This window comes from Glycomyces sp. NPDC021274 (assembly GCF_040641195.1).
Taxonomy (GTDB): Bacteria; Actinomycetota; Actinomycetes; order Mycobacteriales; family Micromonosporaceae; genus Glycomyces.
In genome coordinates this window covers 294,203-312,236 of record NZ_JBFADC010000001.1, presented here as the reverse complement: position 1 = coordinate 312,236, position 18,034 = coordinate 294,203, and the positions used below count along the sequence as shown (strand labels likewise).

10 protein-coding genes are annotated in these 18,034 nt (G+C 65.4%); 8 read left to right on the top strand and 2 right to left on the bottom strand.

Annotated elements, in window-relative coordinates; genetic code table 11:
- Positions 1-225: 225 nt before the first annotated feature.
- From drmD to AB0I03_RS01305, 4 genes are all read left to right on the top strand, one after another.
- Positions 226-3,324, top strand: a complete 3,099-nt coding sequence (gene drmD, locus AB0I03_RS01320) for a DISARM system SNF2-like helicase DrmD (RefSeq protein ID WP_360404509.1) — start codon at positions 226-228, stop codon at positions 3,322-3,324.
- Complete coding sequence (locus tag AB0I03_RS01315) at positions 3,321-7,532, top strand: DNA methyltransferase (RefSeq protein ID WP_360404506.1); 4,212 nt, start codon at positions 3,321-3,323, stop codon at positions 7,530-7,532. Before drmD ends, AB0I03_RS01315 begins: the two co-directional genes overlap by 4 nt.
- A gap of 151 nt (positions 7,533-7,683) precedes the next feature.
- Positions 7,684-8,505 (top strand): helix-turn-helix transcriptional regulator, encoded by an 822-nt coding sequence (locus AB0I03_RS01310; RefSeq protein ID WP_360404503.1) that lies wholly within the window; start codon positions 7,684-7,686, stop codon positions 8,503-8,505.
- Positions 8,502-8,687 carry a DUF397 domain-containing protein gene (locus AB0I03_RS01305; RefSeq protein WP_360404500.1) on the top strand — a complete coding sequence of 62 codons (186 nt, stop codon included), beginning with the start codon at positions 8,502-8,504 and terminating at the stop codon, positions 8,685-8,687. Before AB0I03_RS01310 ends, AB0I03_RS01305 begins: the two co-directional genes overlap by 4 nt.
- 275 nt (positions 8,688-8,962) lie before the next feature.
- On the opposite strand, the gene AB0I03_RS01300 is transcribed toward AB0I03_RS01305, so the two are convergent.
- On the bottom strand, positions 8,963-10,195 hold the full coding sequence (locus AB0I03_RS01300; protein ID WP_360404497.1) for a hypothetical protein: 1,233 nt from the start codon (positions 10,193-10,195) through the stop codon (positions 8,963-8,965).
- A 442-nt stretch (positions 10,196-10,637) separates the two neighbouring features.
- Here AB0I03_RS01300 and AB0I03_RS01295 point away from each other — a divergent pair, with 442 nt between their 5' ends.
- Together AB0I03_RS01295 and AB0I03_RS01290 are read left to right on the top strand one after the other, a co-directional pair.
- The gene (locus AB0I03_RS01295) at positions 10,638-11,054 is read left to right on the top strand and encodes a hypothetical protein (RefSeq protein WP_360404494.1); all 417 of its coding nucleotides are present in this window, start codon (positions 10,638-10,640) and stop codon (positions 11,052-11,054) included.
- Complete coding sequence (locus AB0I03_RS01290) at positions 11,051-11,407, top strand: hypothetical protein (RefSeq protein ID WP_360404491.1); 357 nt, start codon at positions 11,051-11,053, stop codon at positions 11,405-11,407. The genes AB0I03_RS01295 and AB0I03_RS01290 overlap by 4 nt, the downstream gene beginning before the upstream one ends.
- Before the next feature lie 135 nt (positions 11,408-11,542).
- Here the strand turns inward: AB0I03_RS01290 and AB0I03_RS01285 are convergent, their stop codons facing one another.
- Entirely contained in the window at positions 11,543-11,917 is a 375-nt protein-coding gene (locus AB0I03_RS01285) for a hypothetical protein (RefSeq protein ID WP_360404488.1), read from the bottom strand.
- A 619-nt stretch (positions 11,918-12,536) separates the two neighbouring features.
- On the opposite strand from AB0I03_RS01285, the gene AB0I03_RS01280 reads away from it, so the two are divergent.
- Positions 12,537-14,162, top strand: coding sequence for an LPXTG cell wall anchor domain-containing protein (locus tag AB0I03_RS01280; RefSeq protein WP_360404485.1), 1,626 nt, complete (start codon positions 12,537-12,539; stop codon positions 14,160-14,162).
- 158 nt (positions 14,163-14,320) lie between these two features.
- Positions 14,321-18,031: a DISARM system helicase DrmA gene (drmA, locus tag AB0I03_RS01275; protein ID WP_360404482.1), complete on the top strand. Its 3,711-nt coding sequence runs from the start codon at positions 14,321-14,323 to the stop codon at positions 18,029-18,031.
- Positions 18,032-18,034 lie beyond the last annotated feature (3 nt).

The following is an 18,034-nucleotide window of genomic DNA, read 5'->3' as shown; positions in this document are numbered from 1 at the left end:
GCGAACTGTAATCGCCAATCGGCCAAGGACGTGAAGCTAAGTCGCCTAATGAGGTGAATATTGTGATGACCGCATATTTCAGCGTTTGGGCGGGAATGGCTGAGGGCGTCAGCGCGAAACCGCCGCTGGTAAACTCTCAGGGGCGTTTGCCAGGGCGAACACTGTGCGGCGCTGTCGGATCCGGAGGTTGCCATGCCCGTTCAGCAGACCGTGGGAGGAGAAGGAGTGCCCGCAGTCGGGGACAGGGTCGAGGTCCGCGGCACCCGATGGATGGTGGCCGCCGTGGACGCCACGGGCGCGGACACCGTCATCGAACTCAACAGCCTCGCCGACGACGCCTTCCACGAGCAGCTGAAGATCGTGTGGGAGCTCGAGCCCGGACGCCGCGTCCTCCCGTCCTCAGGTCTGCCCGAGGTCACCCGCGACGGGTTCGACCGGCCTGAACAACTCGTCGCCTTCCTCGACGCCATGCGCTGGTCCGCGCTTACCAGCGCCGAGACCGGCCGTCTCCAAGCCCCGTTCCGCTCCGGCGCCGACATCAAGCTCTACCAGCTCGAACCGGTCTGGCGGTCCCTCTCCGCCCCGCGCGTCAACCAGCTCCTCGCCGACGACGTGGGCCTCGGCAAGACCGTCGAAGCCGGTCTCGTCGCCTCTGAACTCCTGCTGCGCCGCCGCGCCAAGCGCATCATGATCGTCTGCCCCGCCGGCCTCACCACCAAGTGGCACAACGAGATGAAAGACCTCTTCGGCCTGAACTTCACCATCGTCAACGCCCAGACCTACACCGATCTCCGCCGCGAACGAGGCAACGGCGCCAATCCCTTCGAGGTCTACCGCCACACCATCGTCAGCCTCCCCTGGCTCCGCGGCCCCAAGGCCGAACGGCTCCTCTTCGGCGAGCTCCTGCGTGGCCGCGCCGAGGACGCCCGCCCCTACTTCGACCTGCTCATCCTCGACGAAGCCCACCACATCGCCCCGTCCGCACCCAAGCAGCGCTACGCCGTCGACTCCCAGCAGACCAAGACCATCCGCGAACTCGCCAAGCACTTCACGCACCGCCTGTTCCTCTCCGCCACCCCGCACAACGGCTACCCCGAGTCCTTCACCGCCCTCCTCGAAATCCTCGACCCCGCCCGCTTCGCCCGCGGCGTCGAACCCTCACCCGCCGCACAAGGCGAGGTCGTCATCCGCCGCCTCAAATCCCAGATCACCCGAAACGACGGCAGCCCCGAGTTCCCCGCCCGCGTCGTCCGCGACCTCCGCCTCGAATACACCGACGACGAACGCGAAGTCCACCAGGCCTTCAGCGAGTTCACCCACGCCCGCCGCACCCGCCGCGCCCAGGGCCGCCGAGGCCGAGCCGCCGCCGACCTCGTCACCCTCCTGCTCAAGAAGCGCCTCCTCTCCAGCCCCGTCGCCTTCGCCAACACCTACGAGGTCTACGCGGGATCCCTGCCGCCCGCCCCCGCCGCCGCCAGCGACGACCTCCCCGAATCCCTTGAGGACGTCTGGGACCGCGAAGCCGAGTTCGACGACGACGAGCTCTACGACTTCGAGGCCGACACCCTCCGCCGCTCAGCCGGCCACCAGGAACGACTCGACCCCGCCGAGCACGCCCTCCTCGACCGCGTCAACCAGTGGGCCCAGCGCCACCGCGCCGCCCCCGACACCAAAGCCGCCCGCCTCCTCGCCTACCTCCGCGAGGTCTGCAAGAATGGCGACACCTGGACGAACGAGCGCGTCGTCGTCTTCACCGAATACCGCGACACCCTCGACTGGCTCAAAGACCTCCTCCACTCCCAAGGCCTCGGCCACGACCGCGTCGCGGTCCTCCACGGCGGCATGGACGTCGACGAACGCGAACTCACCCGCCGCGCCTTCCAAGCCGACCCGAGCGAGCACCTGGTCCGCATCCTCCTCGCCACCGACGCCGCCGGCGAAGGCATCGACCTCCAGAACCAGTGCCACCGACTCATCAACTACGACATCCCCTTCAACCCCAACAAACTCGAACAGCGCGCCGGACGCATCGACCGCTACGGACAGCGCCACAGCCCCGAGATCTACAACTTCGTGCCCGCCGCCACCAACGACGGGACCGAATTCCTCGGCGAGATCGAATTCCTCGCCCGCGTCGCCGTCAAGGTCAGCCAGATGCAGGCCGACCTCGGCTCCGTCAACCCCGTCCTCGCCGACGGCCTCCAACGCCGGCTCACCGGCGACACCACTGTCGCCGACGTCGACACCCTCGCCCAGCAGGCCGTCACCCGCAGCCGCAAAGCCGGCGAGGTCAAAGCCGCCGCGAACGTCTCCGAACAGGTCGAGAAGATCGGCGAGACCTTCCAGCAGAGCATCGACGAACTCAACCTGCACCCCAGGCGCATCCGCGGCGTCGTCGAAACCGGCCTCGCGCTGGCCCGCCAGATGCCGCTCGTCCCGCACGCCACGGTCTACGGCGACGAACCGAGCCTGTTCGACGTCCCAGTGATGACCAGCGACTGGGTCCGCGTCACCGATGGCCTCGCCGCGCCCTTCACCCCTGAAGGCCAGGAACCGGTCCGCCGACCGGTCACCTTCGATCCCCTGGTCGCCAGGGGACGCGACGACCTCGTGCTCGCGCACCTCTCCCACCCGCTGGTCGACATGTCGGCCCGGCTCCTGCGCGCCGCCGCCGACTCCGACCGAGTGGACCTCCACCGCGTGACCACTGTGGTCGGCAGCGACGACCTGGAGGACATGTTCGTCGCCGCCTACGCCAAATACACGATGACCGGCGGCACCTCCACCCAACTGCACCAGGAGATCATCGAGGTCGGCGGCTGGCTCGACTCCCGCACCGGCCGCTTCCGCAGAGCCAACCTCCGCGACACGAAGCACCTCCTCGACCGCGCGCTCGACAATCCTGTCGAAGCCCGCCCCGGCGCTAAGCTCCGCTTCTCCGAGCGCTGGCCCGAAGTGGACCGCGGCCTGCGCGACGCCCTGAAATGGCGCACCGGCGACCGCGATGAATCCCTCCAGAAGCTCCTCATCCGCCGCGTCACCGAGGAGCAGAACCGCATCCGCTTCGAATACGCGCAGTTCAAGACCTCTCTTGACGAGGCGATCAACGGCCGCAGGCTCGGCGATGACGAGCTGATCGGCCTCGCCGAACTCGAGGCGGCCCAAGCCCGCCGCGACGCCGACCACTGGGGCGAACGCCTCAAGCAGCTCGACGCCGAATGCGAACGCGAACTCGCCGCCGCCGCCGTCCGCTACGCCGACCCCAAGGGCCACCTCACCCCGCTCGCCATCGTGTGCGTCGTTCCGCAAAGGGAGAACCGTTGAACCGCAACATGGGCCGCAAGCGCGGTCGTACCGGATCCGACCGCACCCAGGTCCACCAGGACTGGAACGAGCTCATCGACACCGACGGGCCCTGGCTCTCCCTGCCCGTCCTGCGCGACACCTGGCCCGACCTCGACGCCGTCACCCCCGACGCCCGCGCGAAGCTCCGTGCCGCACACGCCGAATGGGCCGACAACCCGAGAAACGCCGAGCAGAGCCGCACCTGGATCACGACCCTGCTCGGCGACTTCCTGGGTTGGGGGGCCGGACTCCACTTCGCCGAGAACGCCGGTGCTGCGGAAGGCGCTGCGGAGGCGGGCACCTCGATCGACGGCATCAGCCCAGTTCACATCGGCCAGCACGACACCACCATCAGCCCCGACTTCACCCTCCATGACGGCGACGCACCCCGCGCCATCGGCCTCATCGTCCCGCCCGACAACCACCCGGCCAAACGCCTGAAAGGCGAGACCTGGGCCGCCACGCCGATCGACCGGCTCCTGAGGCTCTGCGCCACCAACAAGGTCGAGCTCGGCATCGCCACCGACGGCCGCTTCCTCGCCCTCGTCTACGCCCCCGCCGACGGCGCCAGCGCCTACGGCGTGTTCGACACCATGACCATCACCGAGACCTCCGACCAGGTGGTTCTGCGCGCGCTCTACAGCCTCCTCAACCGCCGCCGCTTCACCGAATACGAACCAGCACAGCAACTCCCGGCTCTCTTCGCCCTCTCCGCCGAGAAGGAAGAAGAACTCACCGAAACACTCGGCGTCCAGGTCCGGCGCGCAGTAGAGCTCCTGGTCGAAGCGATCGGACGCGCCCACATCGCCAAAAAGGCCCGCGACGGACTCGGCATCACCGTCACCGCCGAGGACGGGACGCGGCGGCTTGTCGAAGCCGACGAGGTCTACCGCGGCGCGGTCACCGTCATGATGCGCATCGTCTTCCTGCTCTTCGCCGAGGAGCGGCGACTCCTTCCAGCAGACAACGACCTGTACAGCGAGTCGTACTCGGTGGTCGAGTCGGCGCGGCGACTGCAAGAAACCGCCGACTCGGAAAGCGAAGACCACCTGGAGCAGAGCCGACAGCACTGGCTGCGCCTGCTCGCCCTCTTCAACGCCGTACACCGAGGCGTCGACACCGAGGACCTGAGCATCCCCGCCTATGGCGGTTCCCTGTTCGATCCTGAGACCTACCCTTGGCTGTTCGACCAGGGCCAGCCCCTCGCGATCGACGACCGGACGGTGCACAACGTGCTCAAGTCCGTGACTACGGTCTGGATGAGCGCCGGGAAGCAGAAGACCCCGAAGTCCATCAATGGCCTGGAACTCGCCAATGGCAAGCGCCCCAAGGGGGAGTACCGGACGCTGAACTTCGACCGGCTCGGAGTCGAGCAGATCGGGTACGTGTACGAGGGCCTGCTGGCCTGGGAGGGCCGCTGGTCTGACGAGGTCGTGGTCGGCCTCATCGGGACGCAGAGCAAGGAAGCCGAGATCCCGCTGCGGGAACTGGAGCAGATGCGGGAACGGGTCGGCGGGGATGTTGACGCGCTGGCTGCGGATCTGTACGAGCGCTTCGGCAAGCAGGAGAAGACTGGCATCGGAACGGCTAAGGTCATCGCGGCCCACCTCGCTCCGCTGAACACCGAGGACCGCGAGCGGGCCGAACGAGACCTATTGGCGGTGACCAACAATGACCCGAAACTGGTCGAACGGCTGCTGCCGTTCTATGGGCTGATTCGGACCGACCTGCGCGGGCAGGCGACGGTGGTGCTCGAAGAGACGCTGTACATGACCGAGTCCAACCTGCGCGGAAACACCGGGACGCACTACACGCCGAGGAAGCTGGCTGACGAGGTTGTTCAGGGTGCGCTGGAACCGCTCGTGTACGAGCCGGGTCCGTTGCAGACGGCTGACACGGATGCCTGGCGCCTCAAAGGCAGCGAGGACATTCTCAAGCTGAAGGTTGCGGACATTGCTATGGGCTCGGCTGCGTTCCTCGTGGCGGCCTGTCGCTTCCTTGCAGACCGGCTGGTCGAGGCGTGGCGAGCTGAGGGCGACCCGCGCGGTTCAGTTGCGGGCGATGCGGAATCGGGCGAGGAACGCGAAGACCCGAACCTGATCGAGGCACGCCGACTAATCATCGAGCACTGCCTCTACGGGGCCGACATCAACCCGGCCGCGGTCGAGATGGCGAAGCTGTCCCTCTGGCTGGTCTCGATGGACAAGGACCGGCCCTTCACCTTCATCGATGACAAGCTGGTCTGCGGTGACAGTCTCCTGGGCATCACGAGCCTTGAGCAGCTGGAATACATGCACCTCGACCCGGCCGAGGGCCGGAAGCTGCACGAAGGAACGATCCTCGACTACACAGCCCACATCCGAGAGATCGTGGCCGAGGCGGCGGAGACTCGAAAAGCAATCACGGCCCTTGGCGACAAGAGTGCGGGCGATCAGGAAATGAAGAGGGACCTCCTGGAACATGCTCAAACGTTGACGGCCGAGGCGGCGCGGTTCGCGGACCTTGTGGTTGGGGCAGGAATGACAGGCAGACTCGATGCTTGGATGATCGCAGCCGACCTCGGCAACGACCAGGCCGCGGAGGGGCGGGCAAACCTCGACCAGCGAGCAGCCCAATGGCTCAGAACCGATAGGCCAGTAGGAGCGTTTGACCGAAATCCGATCCACTGGCCTTTGGTATTTCCTGAAGTATTCGAGAATAATGGATTTGATGGAATTATCGGAAATCCACCATTTCTGGGCGGACAAAAGCTCTCTGGCAGCTTGGGACATGCATATCGGGAGTATATTGTCAAGTTCATTGGTCGAGCCGCCCGAGGCAGCGCTGATTTGGTTGCCTATTTTGCGGTTCGCGCAATAGATTTGTCTAATCCACACGCCCAGGCAGGTCTAATTGCCACCAACACTCTTGCTCAGGGTGACACCCGAGAAGTCGGGCTAGATCGAATTGTTTCTGAAGGTGCGGAAATTAGATCTGCTATCAAGAGTGAGCCATGGCCCTCGAAGAGTGCAGCGCTTGAATACTGCGTAGTTTGGCTGTCCAGGGACCCGCTTTCGGAGGCCTCGCAGCAATACCTTAACGGTAGTGCAGCTTCTGGAATCACGTCGACTCTTGATCCGAAATCTCGATTGAGTGGACCGGCGGAGAGATTGAGGCGGAACTATGGTCTGGGATTTGTCGGATCCAATATTCTCGGGATGGGATTCACTTTGAGCCCTGGTGATGCTCTCAATTTGATTGGGAGGGATCCGAAGAACACTGATGTTCTTTTCCCATTTCTGAATGGTCAGGATATTAATCAACGTCCAGATAGTTCGGCAAGTCGTTGGGTAATCAATTTTCATGACTGGAGTGAGGATCGGGCAAGGAGCTACCGAGAATGCTTCGAACAAGTCTTGAAGCTTGTTAAACCCGAGCGGCAAAGGCTTAGATCAGATGGAACTCCTGCTATACCAGGATCTTCAAACAAGAATTACTGGCGGTATGAGAGAAGTCGTCCAGAACTGTACAATGTGATCGCTAAATTCCGCAGAGTGATTGTAATGATCCGCCATACCAAGACGGTGATGCCGGTGATGGTTGAAGTCGGTCAAGTCTTTAGCGATGCAACTGTTGTATTTGCTTCAGAAGACGCGGCGATGCTTGCTTATTTGTCTAGTGCTCCTCACTATTGGTGGGCTATTCAAAGGGGGTCGACAATGAAAAGCGACCTCCGGTATACGCCATCGGATGTGTTTGAGACCTTGCCTCGGCCGGATATGACTGATGAGCTTCGAGGATTGGGTGAGCGGCTTGATGCTGAGCGGCGAGATTTGATGCTTGGTCGGCAGGCTGGTCTTACTGACACCTATAATATGGTTCATGATGCCTTGAATTCTGACACTGACATCTGGAATCTCCGTGAGATTCATCGGTTGATCGATGTTGAGGTGTGCCGGTGCTATGGGTGGGATGATCTCATTCCTGACCTCGCTCATGGTCACTACGAGACCCGACAGGGGTTGCGTTACACGATCGCTCCTGGGCCTCGGCAGGAGATTCTTGACCGACTGCTCGAAGAGAATCACCGGCGCTACGCGCTAGAGGTCGAGCAGGGGTTGCACTCCAAAGGGAAAGCTGCCAAGAAGGAGGTTCGAAAGGTCGCCAAGGCGAAGCCGGATGAGCCTAGGCAGGACTCATTGTTCTGATCGTGGAAGTTGCCTGCGGCTCTTGTCAAATTGGGGAACTGTCGGATCGCTGGCAGAAGTTGGGTTACGTGGGTTGTTACGTCGCTTGATGTGTCGGAAACGCTGTGCCTGAGGTTGTGTCTGGTGTAGTCGATCTGTCACGATGCTTTGCATGAGCGCGAAGGCATTCCTCACCATCATCCAGATTGCACGGTTGCTCGTGCAGTACCGCAAGCGGGCCGGTCTGACCCACAAGGCGGTCGCCGACAAGGCCCAGATGAGCGTCACGAAGATTCGGGACCTCGAACATGCTCGCTCGCCTCAAGTGAAGTGGGGGGACATGCTGACCTTCGCGAGGATCTACCAGCTGAACCCGGCGGAGACCGAGAACCTGGTCAAGCTCGCGGAAGAGTCCGAGAAGCCAGACCTGTTCCACACCTTCGATATCCCTTCAGCCTTCTACACCTTCCTCCAGATGGAAATGGTCGCCTCCAAGATCATGATCTATGAGACCGAGCTGATCACTGGTCTCTTCCAGATCGAGGCCTACATGCAGGCACTTCGCGACGGTGTCGACCCCGAGTACCGGGGTCCTGCAGCCGGGGAGGGGTTCAGGCTCGACCGGCAGCGACAGTTCATGGAGCGAGACTGGCTTCCTCAGGTCGTCTACGTGACTTCGGAAGCAGCCCTGCGGCAGCACATCGGTGGCCCTGAGGTCATGGCGGCGCAGCTCGAACATCTGAAGCGGTTGGATCGGGAGTATTCGCTGTTCACCTTCAAAGTGGTGCCGTTCTCGGCAGGGAAACACCGGTCGCTTGGTGGGGCCTATGAAATCTTCGAGTTCGAGGGTGGTGAGTTCCCCAAGACGGTCTATCTAGAATCGCTTGAAGGGGCGCGCTACATCGAGCGACCTGAACGGGTCGTCTCGTTCCAGCTCGCCTTCGAGGATTCCGAGAAGAAGGCCGACCTGATCAAGGACTACAAACCATCATGACGACATCGAAGTGGCGCAAGTCCAGCCGTTCGGGTGCTGACCAGACCAGCAGCAACTGTGTTGAGGCTCGCGCCGCTGGGGAAGGGTTCGAGGTTCGCGATTCCAAACTGTCCGAGGACTCCCCAGTCTTCGGGCTCGACCAGGGCGACTTCACCGCCCTGCTGGAACGCGTGCAGCGTTAGATCCCAGGGGCGTGAAGCCATCGCGTCCGTTCTCTTGGCCCCGACACCTTCCGGTGCTGACAACCCGACAGGTGCCCCCAGGCCAGGCCAGCCCGTCAAGGCGGGCAACCAGCGGCAGCAGCCAATAGCGCCAACAACACAGGAACTACCGCAGCACTACTGCAATTTTGCCGGGGCCCGCGCCAGCGAGCCCCGGCTCGTCGTCTTCCTGCGGGGCGATCCCCAACTCGCTGAGGTTTCAGCCGGTTGCCGCACGGTGCGACTGGTAGCGCGGCTCAAGGACTCGATGAGTCCAGCTCGATGTCGGCCAGATCCGAGACCGGCAATTCGCTCACCCCGTTGCTCGTCGGCTCCGCGGTCAGCGTCTCCAATCCTTGAAGCAGTCCAGCCGGATCGCGCAGTAGATTCTGGTTCCGCTCCAGCCACGCCAACTGATACTGCGTCAACGTGTTCACCAGCAGCTTGCCGTTGACCTTGAGGACCAGCAGCGAGCCCACCCGGATGCATGCATGCCGCTCGCCCTGAAGCGCAGCGATCAGTGCGGCCGCACCCGTCGCCTGCTGGTTGTCGATGACCGCCTGAGCCTTGTCGAATACTTCGATCCGAAGCTTCCGCTCCAACTCGGCCGCAACCTGTTCCGCACTCAAGTGGGCCGTCCCGGCCTGTGTGCGTGCCCAGAACCGTCGAAACCAAGACCCGATCTCCGGAGGCTTCCGCCCGAAAGTCACGATGTCAGCCTCGGTGAGCAGGCCTTCCACTGCATCCTCTACCGCTCGGTGCTCCTGGCCGTCACCCAGATAGATGGAGACTTCGAAGGCCACCGCCCGGCTGGCGAGCTCGGGTGCTCCCGGCTTGCGGGTCCGATTCGCGGCCCGTGCGATCGCGCGAGAGCCCTCTGCGAGCGCCTCCGCCAAATGACGTTCGATGTCGTCGACCACCTCGCCGATCACCGCTTTGACCGTCGTCAACTGGTCATCCTGCGTGGCCGATGAGAGTGTGTCCTCAGCGGCCCGCGCCAAGGCCGGGATACTCGGCTCAAGACCGGGTGCCTTGTCGCCGAACAGGGCGAGGAGGCGTTCCTCCGACGCGGGTGATCTCACGGCGGTCGCCGCGCACCACCAACCGAAGGCCGCCGCCTCCCATGCCCGTACGAAGCCCTCGCGAATCGCGTGGAAGTAGACGCCTCCCAAGGCCTCCAACGGCATTCCGGGACCGACATCGACGGCCCTGTCAACGAATTCGAGTACTTCAGCGGTCGAGGTCGCGGTTTCGACATGCCGGAGATCGCGAATCAGGTTGTCGAGATCGGACTGATGGCCGGTGCCGGCGAGGCGGGCGCCGGAACGAATGGCGGACACCCGCAGTCCCGTGCCCTCGAGCAGGAGGTTGAGGGCATCGCGAGCGTGTGCGAACGAACCTGCTCGCCTCGCGGTGCGGTTCCCGAGGACGTGTTGCGCGGTGCTCAGGTTTAGTCGCGACCGGCCGCGGTAGGGCTGCAACAGCAGCATTGCCAGCAGCTCCCTCGGACCGCCGAGGGGCACTTCAATGCTGTTGCCCTCGTGTACGAGAGTCAGCGGCCCGTGAAGGCGGAACTCGGTCGCCCTCTGGTTGAGCGAAGCTCCTGCTTGTGAAGGGTGCATCGCTCCAGCATGCCACTGTGGTGCCACGGTCCTCATACGTCGGTGAGCAGGCTGAGCAGCCATATCTAAGGAGTCCTGTTTGTTCCGTCGCAGCTCGCTCTTTCGGAAGCTTCCTCGGATCGACTGTCGCTCAACGACACTTGGGAGAAATGTCTGCCAGCGATGCGTTCAGGGCGTTCGCCCCGACAGCACGTGCTCATCCATATCGGATTAAGCCCCAGGTCAGGTGCTTGGAATCGAGGCTTGGAGCCCGTACGGTCAAGTTGTCGGAGCGCGGTGGGGCGCTGCGGCACGGCGGGAGGAGGCCGGCTTGGCGCTGCTGTTGGTGGGGGCCTCCTCTCGTCGGAACTCTCAGGATGAAATGGAGGCGGCCATGCCGCAACCACAGATTTCACGACCGCTCGCCCCTGCGCTACAAAGCGCTTCTGTGGCTGGGCCTCCGGGACCATCGCGTTCCTCGACCGAACTGGAGTCGCTGGGCGAGATCGACGTCGCCGGGCACCTCGCGGCGGTCACCTGGCCCTGGGGTGGAGATGCGGTCGGGATCGATTTCCTCACCCGACCGAGCCGCTTCGGGATTGTCGTCGGCCTTGCCTCCGATCCGCGGCTGCGAGTCGAACCCGACCATGCCGACCTGCTCGACCTCGAAGGCCGCCTAGCGGTGCTGGAGCAGGTAGGCGCGCTCTGGTATCGAGCAGTTGCGGGCCCTGAAAGGAGCGTGCCGTGAACACGTTTCCCGGCATCGAACCCGGTTGCAGCGGGCGAGCCGACAGTGAGCGGTTCGTGCACCCGCTCGTCGAGTTCCACTTTGCGAAGACGTTGCGGTTCAAGGTGTTCGGCGACGATGGCAGCGATCCGAAGGCGGCGCGGGTGGTGCTTGACGACGGCATCCAGGAGCCGTATGCAATCCTCACGGTTGAAGGGCTCGGACGCCTCGACCCCGCCCCGATCACCGAGTGGCGCAAGGGCTGGATCGACGAGCGCGACCCCTGGGCGCGGGTCATCTACGGCAACATGATCGGCATCGTCCGCCAAGTCCGTTCGCGCGGCGCCCACAACTGCGATGACGTCGATCCGTAGACGCTTGAGGGCGGTTGCCCCAAACTGGTAGACAATGGAGCTTCCCAAGAAGGTGTGATCGTGGTAACTTCCACCGAACGTCTTCGATGGGACCCCCTCCATGCCAAAGACACCTTCGTCGCGACCGGTCGACCGCTACTGCGTGCAGTGCGAGGCACTGGTGCTGTTCCCCGACTTGCAGGTCTGCAAATTCTGCAACGGCAGATTGACTTCGAAGAAGCTGCTGCGTGGCGCGTCGTCCCGGGCGAGCACGCTTGAACGGAAGCAGCGCGCCGTTCGCGGGGGCGGGTCCGGGGGCGAACCGACGCGACCAGTTTCCGGTGGTTGGGTCGTCGAGGTCATCGGGAAGATGCCTGACCGCCCCAGCGCACGGTCGAAGTGCGAGATCTGCAACAACCAGCCGAAGAAGGGATCCAAGCGTTGCAGGCCGTGCGCTAACAAGCCCGCGCTTCGCCCAGCTAGACCCAAGGTGCCCGCACCGTCGAAGGCCTCGCCGAACCTGCCGCCCAACTCGCCACTGTGCGTTCGCTGCGGGAGGCTCCCGAAATCCGGGCCCGCATACTGTGCGTCGTGTACAGCGCGCGCGAAGGAGACCCCGCGGCAATCGCAGAGGACAGGTGAACCTGCCGCCGCGGTCTGGGTGGATGCCAAGGGAATTGTCCGTATGAGAACACGGCGCAAATCGGTGCCCGGGGAATCACCGACGCCAGAGCCGGTCAAACCCCGCGTCGTGCGCCGCACCACGGGCCCCATCAAGACCCGTACCTATACGCCCCCTGAGAACGACCCGCGCATCACCAACGAATACGCGAGGGGAATGCGGGGTCGCCCCGCCGGAGAATTCGGCGACTGAAGCCGTTGGGGGCTGACTGAGGCACGCGGTGGTTCACCGTGCCCGTTCGCCATGCGGATGTTGCTGGCAGGTTCGGCTTGCCGCGCGCTCTGCAGATCTGCCAAAACGCTCGTATACGGCAAATCGGCGTCGGTATTTCAGTCGCTTGGCACCGATTCCGGGAAGCCCGATCTCGAGTGCAACCGGTATCTGACGACGAGCGTGTTCCAAGCCGAAGCGGGAACACGGTTCACGCTCGATCCCCCCCAACACCACGACAATCGAATCGGTATTCCATTGACCCTTGCATCCCCCTTCAAGCGCGGTGCGCTCCGCGCGGGAGCGGTCCTCGCCGCCGCCGCGCTCGGCGCCACTGCCGCCATCCCCGCCCAGGCCCAGCCGGAGCTCGAGCTCGACGGGTACGCCTTCCCGATGGAAGACGCCTTCTACACCGGCTGGACCGAAGACACCAAGAGCCAGGCAGGCCAGTTCTACGCCTCGGCTTACGGCGACGACGAGACCGAACTCGGCGCCGTCCGCGTCGTCTTCGGCCTCTCCGACGATCTCGCTGGCGGTCTCGCCCTGGCGACCGCGGACGAGCACTGCTTCGCCGAAGGCGTCACCATCACCTGCGACTTCACTGACGTGACCACGTACATGGACACCACCTGGGTCGATTTCGACCTGCTCGTTTCCGAGACCGTCCAGGCGTACGCCTCCGTCGACTGGTCCGTCAGCGTCCAGCCCGCCGCGGCAGAGGCTCCGGAAGTCTTCGGCGGCACGTGGGAATTCGAGCCGGCCGGCGAAGAATACGCCCGGTACCTCGTCGAGGGCTCCGTACACGAAGACGTCGCCCCCGGCACCTCGGTCACCCCCGAGGTGGCGTTCGTGAACGACAACGCAGGCACCTACAAGGACGTCTACTTCTACATCGGCAATGACGACCCCTACCTCCAGACCGCCGCTGAGTACAGCAACTGCGGACTCATCGAGTGGGGCGGCATCATGTGCGTGTTCGAAGACCTCGCCCCCGAACCCGGCGTCGTCTACGAGCTCTCCGCTGACACCCCCCTCACCGTGACCCTGGACGCGAACGCTCCCGGCCCGCGCGAATACGACGCCTGGTACGGCGTCGAAGCCTTTGACGTGTGGAACCGCGACGAGATCGAGAACCTCGACTACTTCGACGCCGACACCGCACTCGTCTTCGAAGCGACCGACCGCGCCGAGATCGAGGAGCGCCCGGTCACCGTCACCTCCAGCGCGAACGCCTACAACCTCGCCATCACCGCGAACGACATCGACGCCGCGAATGGCGAGACTGACGTCGTCGACATCACCGTCGTGAACTCGGGCCCGGCCAACGCCGTCGCCCAGCCCCACCCCGGCAGCGGCGAAGGCAGCTTCCTCTACGCGATCCAACTGCCCGCCGGAGTGGCGATCGACGCCGACATCGAGGAGAACGGGTACTTCGTCACCGAAGCCGACAACCACTGCCACCTCGCCGCCGAGAACGAATGGATCGCCGAGCACGACCCGGCGCTCTACCACCTCGACCGGGTCGACGTGGTGTGCTCGATCTGGGAAGACATCGAATCCGGCGCGACGCTGACCCTTGCCCTCCCGGTCAAGGTCACCGGTGCCGCCGGAGCCGTTGGCACCGCGGTGGTCCTCGAATCGGCCGAACTCTGGACCGACGAGCAGCTCGCCTACTGGGACCTCACCACCGAGGACTTCCCGATCCTCGATGGCGACCTCGGCGACAACAGCGACACCTTCGCGCTGAAGGCCGGCGGCTCCGGGCGGCTGCCGGACACCGGCACGTCCCTCACGGTCATCGGCAGTGCGGCCGCCGTCGCTCTCGCCGCCGGTGCGGTCGTGTTCGTGCTCATGCGCCGCCGCAAGGCCGCCGCAGAGTGGTAGACCCCTGCGGGTACTGACCGCGTTTCGGGCTCGGCCGTACGGCCGGGCCCGAAACCGCAACTCCCGCAGGACCGGTACGACCCCGGGAGTCCCCGTGTGTCGGATTCTTGGGGCAGAATGTTCACCACTGCCGCCCACCCGGATTTGAACGGAGCGTCATGGCCACACCGTCCCGCGAACCGGGAGCGCCCACCCCCGCGGAGCTGCTGCACGCGGCGCAGGACTTCGAGCCCGCCTCCTCATTCCAAGTCCGCGACGGCCTCATCGAGTACCTGAGCCGCGACCTCCTCGGCCCCTGGGGCGGCGAGACCGAGCAGCTGAGCGACTACACGCCGCGCGACCGGTACCTGGTCGGCCAACTCGGCCCCAAGACGCTCAGCAAACAGACCAGCCGTGACCGCGACGACCCGGCCAACGACCCGTCCGAACTCGACGACGGCTCCGCCCCGATCGCCTCCACTGAGGACACCGAACTCGCCGAGCAGACGCCGCCGGTCGACACCGGGCGCATGTGGGCCTCGAGTATGGGCGTCTCCTTCAAACTCGCCCCCGAGACCGACACGATCCATGTCACGGCCTCTTGGGGTCGCTACCGCAAAGTCGGCCAGACCGACGAAGAGGGCGCGGCGAAACGGGTCTGGCAGCGCGAACCCGTCGAATACGCGCGTGAGATCCGCATCCCCACTCGCTCCGAGCGCATTCCGCTCACCGGAGCGTCCGCCGAAGAGCCCTGCGTCGTCCTGCATGTCGAAGCCAAACCGAAAGGCGAGGGCACTTCGGTCGTGGTCAGCCTCGTCAACGGCCAGCGCACCCTCGAGACCAACGGTGACGAAGCCTGGCTCTTCCAGCCGCGGCTGCAGATCCGCGCCCTCGACGGCGCGTCACCGGTGTTTCTGCCCCTCGATGACCCCGAGTCCGACGACATCCCCCCGAGCTGGGTCGCCGACGCCGAGGACATGCGGCTGCGGCTGCTGTACCGCAACCGGCTCCAGTACGCCCGCGGCCGCAATGTGGCCGTCGCCGCCGAAGCGCCCGAAGACGGCCGCCGCGCCCACCTGCTGCGGACCGAATGGCTGCCGGTCACCGACGTGCCCGGCACCTCCGCGCCGACCCCGGCCCAGTCGCCGCGTCTGGCGGGCCTCGAACTGTCGATGGCCGCACTCGCGGAGGCCGACGTCCCCGCGTTGCAGGCTGGACTGGCACCGCTCGCCGCCGGCTACAGCGACTGGCTTGAGGAGCAGGAAGCCCGGATCGCCGGACTGCCCGAGCAACTGCGGCCCTACGCGGTCGGCGCCATGGAAGACGCCCGCGCGGTCGCCAGTCGGATCGCGGACGGGGTGCGGCTGCTCACCGACGAGCGCGTCCCGGCCCACGCTGACGCCTTGCGGGCCTTCAGGTTCGCGCAGTCGGCGATGAAGGAACAGCGCGTCCACACCCAGATCGCGGCCAGGCGCGCGACCACCGGGGAGGACTACCGCACGGCCAAAGCCGCCATCGAGGGCAAAGGCGCCGGTGCCGCATCGTGGCGCCCGTTCCAGCTCGCTTTCCTGCTGCTCAACCTCGCCAGCCTGGCGGACCCCGGGCACCCGGAGCGGCAGGCGACCAAGAACGGCCTGGTAGACCTGCTGTTCTTCCCGACCGGCGGCGGCAAGACCGAGGCGTACCTCGGCTTGGCGGCGTTCACGCTCGCCATGCGCCGCCTGCAAGGGGTCACGGGCACGGGTGAGGACGCCCGCGACGCGGCGGCCGGGGTCGCGGTCTTCATGCGCTACACCCTGCGGCTACTCACCTCGCAGCAGTTCCAGCGGGCCTCGGCCCTCGTCTGCGCGGCCGAACTGCTGCGGCAGGCAGAACCGGAAGTGTTCGGCGCCGAGCCGTACCGGATCGGCCTGTGGGTCGGAATGAAGGTGACGCCGAACTCCTTCGAGGGCGCCGCAGAGGACGTCGCGAAGATGAAGGACTCGGGGAAGACCGCCGGGTCCGGAGTGCTGCAACTGCAGGCGTGCCCCTGGTGCGGCGAGACGTTCGACCCGAACTCGGTCGAAGTGGACATCGAGCGCCAGCGCGTGCTCGTGTACTGCCCGCGCTCGAACACCGACGAGGACCGTTGCCCGTTCTCGCGCCGCTCCAGTGACGAAGGTGTGCCCATCGTCAGCGTGGACGAGGAGATCTACCGGCTCCTGCCCGCGTTCATCATCGCCACAGTGGACAAACTGGCGCAGCTGCCGTGGAAGGGCGAGGCAGGCATGCTGTTCGGCCGCGTCCGCGAACGCTGCCCCCGCCACGGCTACAAGCACCCCGACCTCGACGGCAAGGTCGGCTGCACGAGCCAGCACAAGGCCACCGGCAAGCTGCCCGCCGTCAAAGCCGTCCCCGTGGTCGCCCCGCGCCCGCTCGACCTCATCATCCAAGACGAGCTGCACCTGATCTCCGGGGCGCTGGGCACCAGCGTCGCCCTGTTCGAATCCGCCGTGGACTACCTCCTTCAGTGGCCATACGACGACGGCGAGGACGTGCGCTCTGTCGGCCCGAAGATCGTCGCCTCGACCGCGACCACCAAACGCTCCAAGGCACAGGTGCGCGGCCTCTACAACCGGCGGGTCGCCATCTTCCCGCCCCCGGTGATCGACATCGAGGACACGTTCTTCTCCAAGCAGGACGAGGTGAACGAGCGGACCCCGGGCCGACGCTACCTGGGGCTGTGCGCGCACGGCGTGCGCCTCAAGCAGGCCGAGATCCGGCTCTGGGACACGCTGCTCCTCATAGGCCAGTCCCTGTTCGACAAGCACGGGACGCCGGCCGACCCGTACATGACCCCAGTCGGGTACTTCAACGCCACCCGCGAACTCGCTGGGATGCGCCGCTACCTCGACGACGACGTCTCAGTCAGGGTCAGCCGCGCTCGCGACGGCTTTCCCAAGCGGCTCATCGGCTCCGAGACCCTGCGGATCATCGAGCTGACCTCGCGCATCGCCTCCCGTGAAATCGCGGCCACCCTGACCGACCTGGAGACCGGCTTCGACCCCGAGTCCGACACCACCGAACGCAAACGCGGCTGGCGCGGTGAATTCGGGGCCGCCGCCAAGGAGCGCCGCGAACCCGACCGACTCGCCGTCGAGTACTCGCGCCGCATCCCGCGCGCCGGGGCCGTCCTCGCCACCTCCATGCTCCAGGTCGGCGTCGACGTCTCCCGGTTCGGCCTCATGGTCGTCACCGGCCAGCCGAAGAACACCGCCGAATACATCCAGGCGTCCTCGCGCGTGGGTCGCGACGCCTCCAGGCCCGGTCTGGTCGTCGCCCTGTACAACTGGACCCGGCCCCGCGACCTCGACCATTTCGAAGACTTCCACCACTATCACCAGACCTTCTACCGGCAGGTCGAAGCGCTTTCGGTCACCCCCTTTACCCGCCGGTCGCTCGACCGGGGCGCGACTGGGGCACTGGCGGCGGCGATCCGCCAAACCGATGCCGCCTCTTCGCCGAACCCGGCCGCGGCGGCGTTCGACCGTACGTCGCCGCAGGTCCGCGACGTTCTGGAGACGTTCGCTGAGCGAGCCGAGGACATCGCCGGGCCGGCGGGCGGGTACTTGCGTGAACGCGCCGAGGCGTTCTTCGACGACTGGGACGACGAGCGGGCTCGCGGGAACCTGGTCTACCGGCCCGGCCGGTCGCAGACGAACCGCAACGGGCTCTTGAAGAGCGCGGACGGATCGGACTGGACTTCCCGTACGGTGGCGAACTCGATGCGCGAGACCGAAGGCGAGGCCAAGCTCCTGTTCCCGCCGTTGGACGAGGTGTACGAGCGACCGCGCGGCGCCGCGGCGTGGGCGTTCCCGGTCAAACCCGGCGATGCGAAGGACGGTGCGTGACCG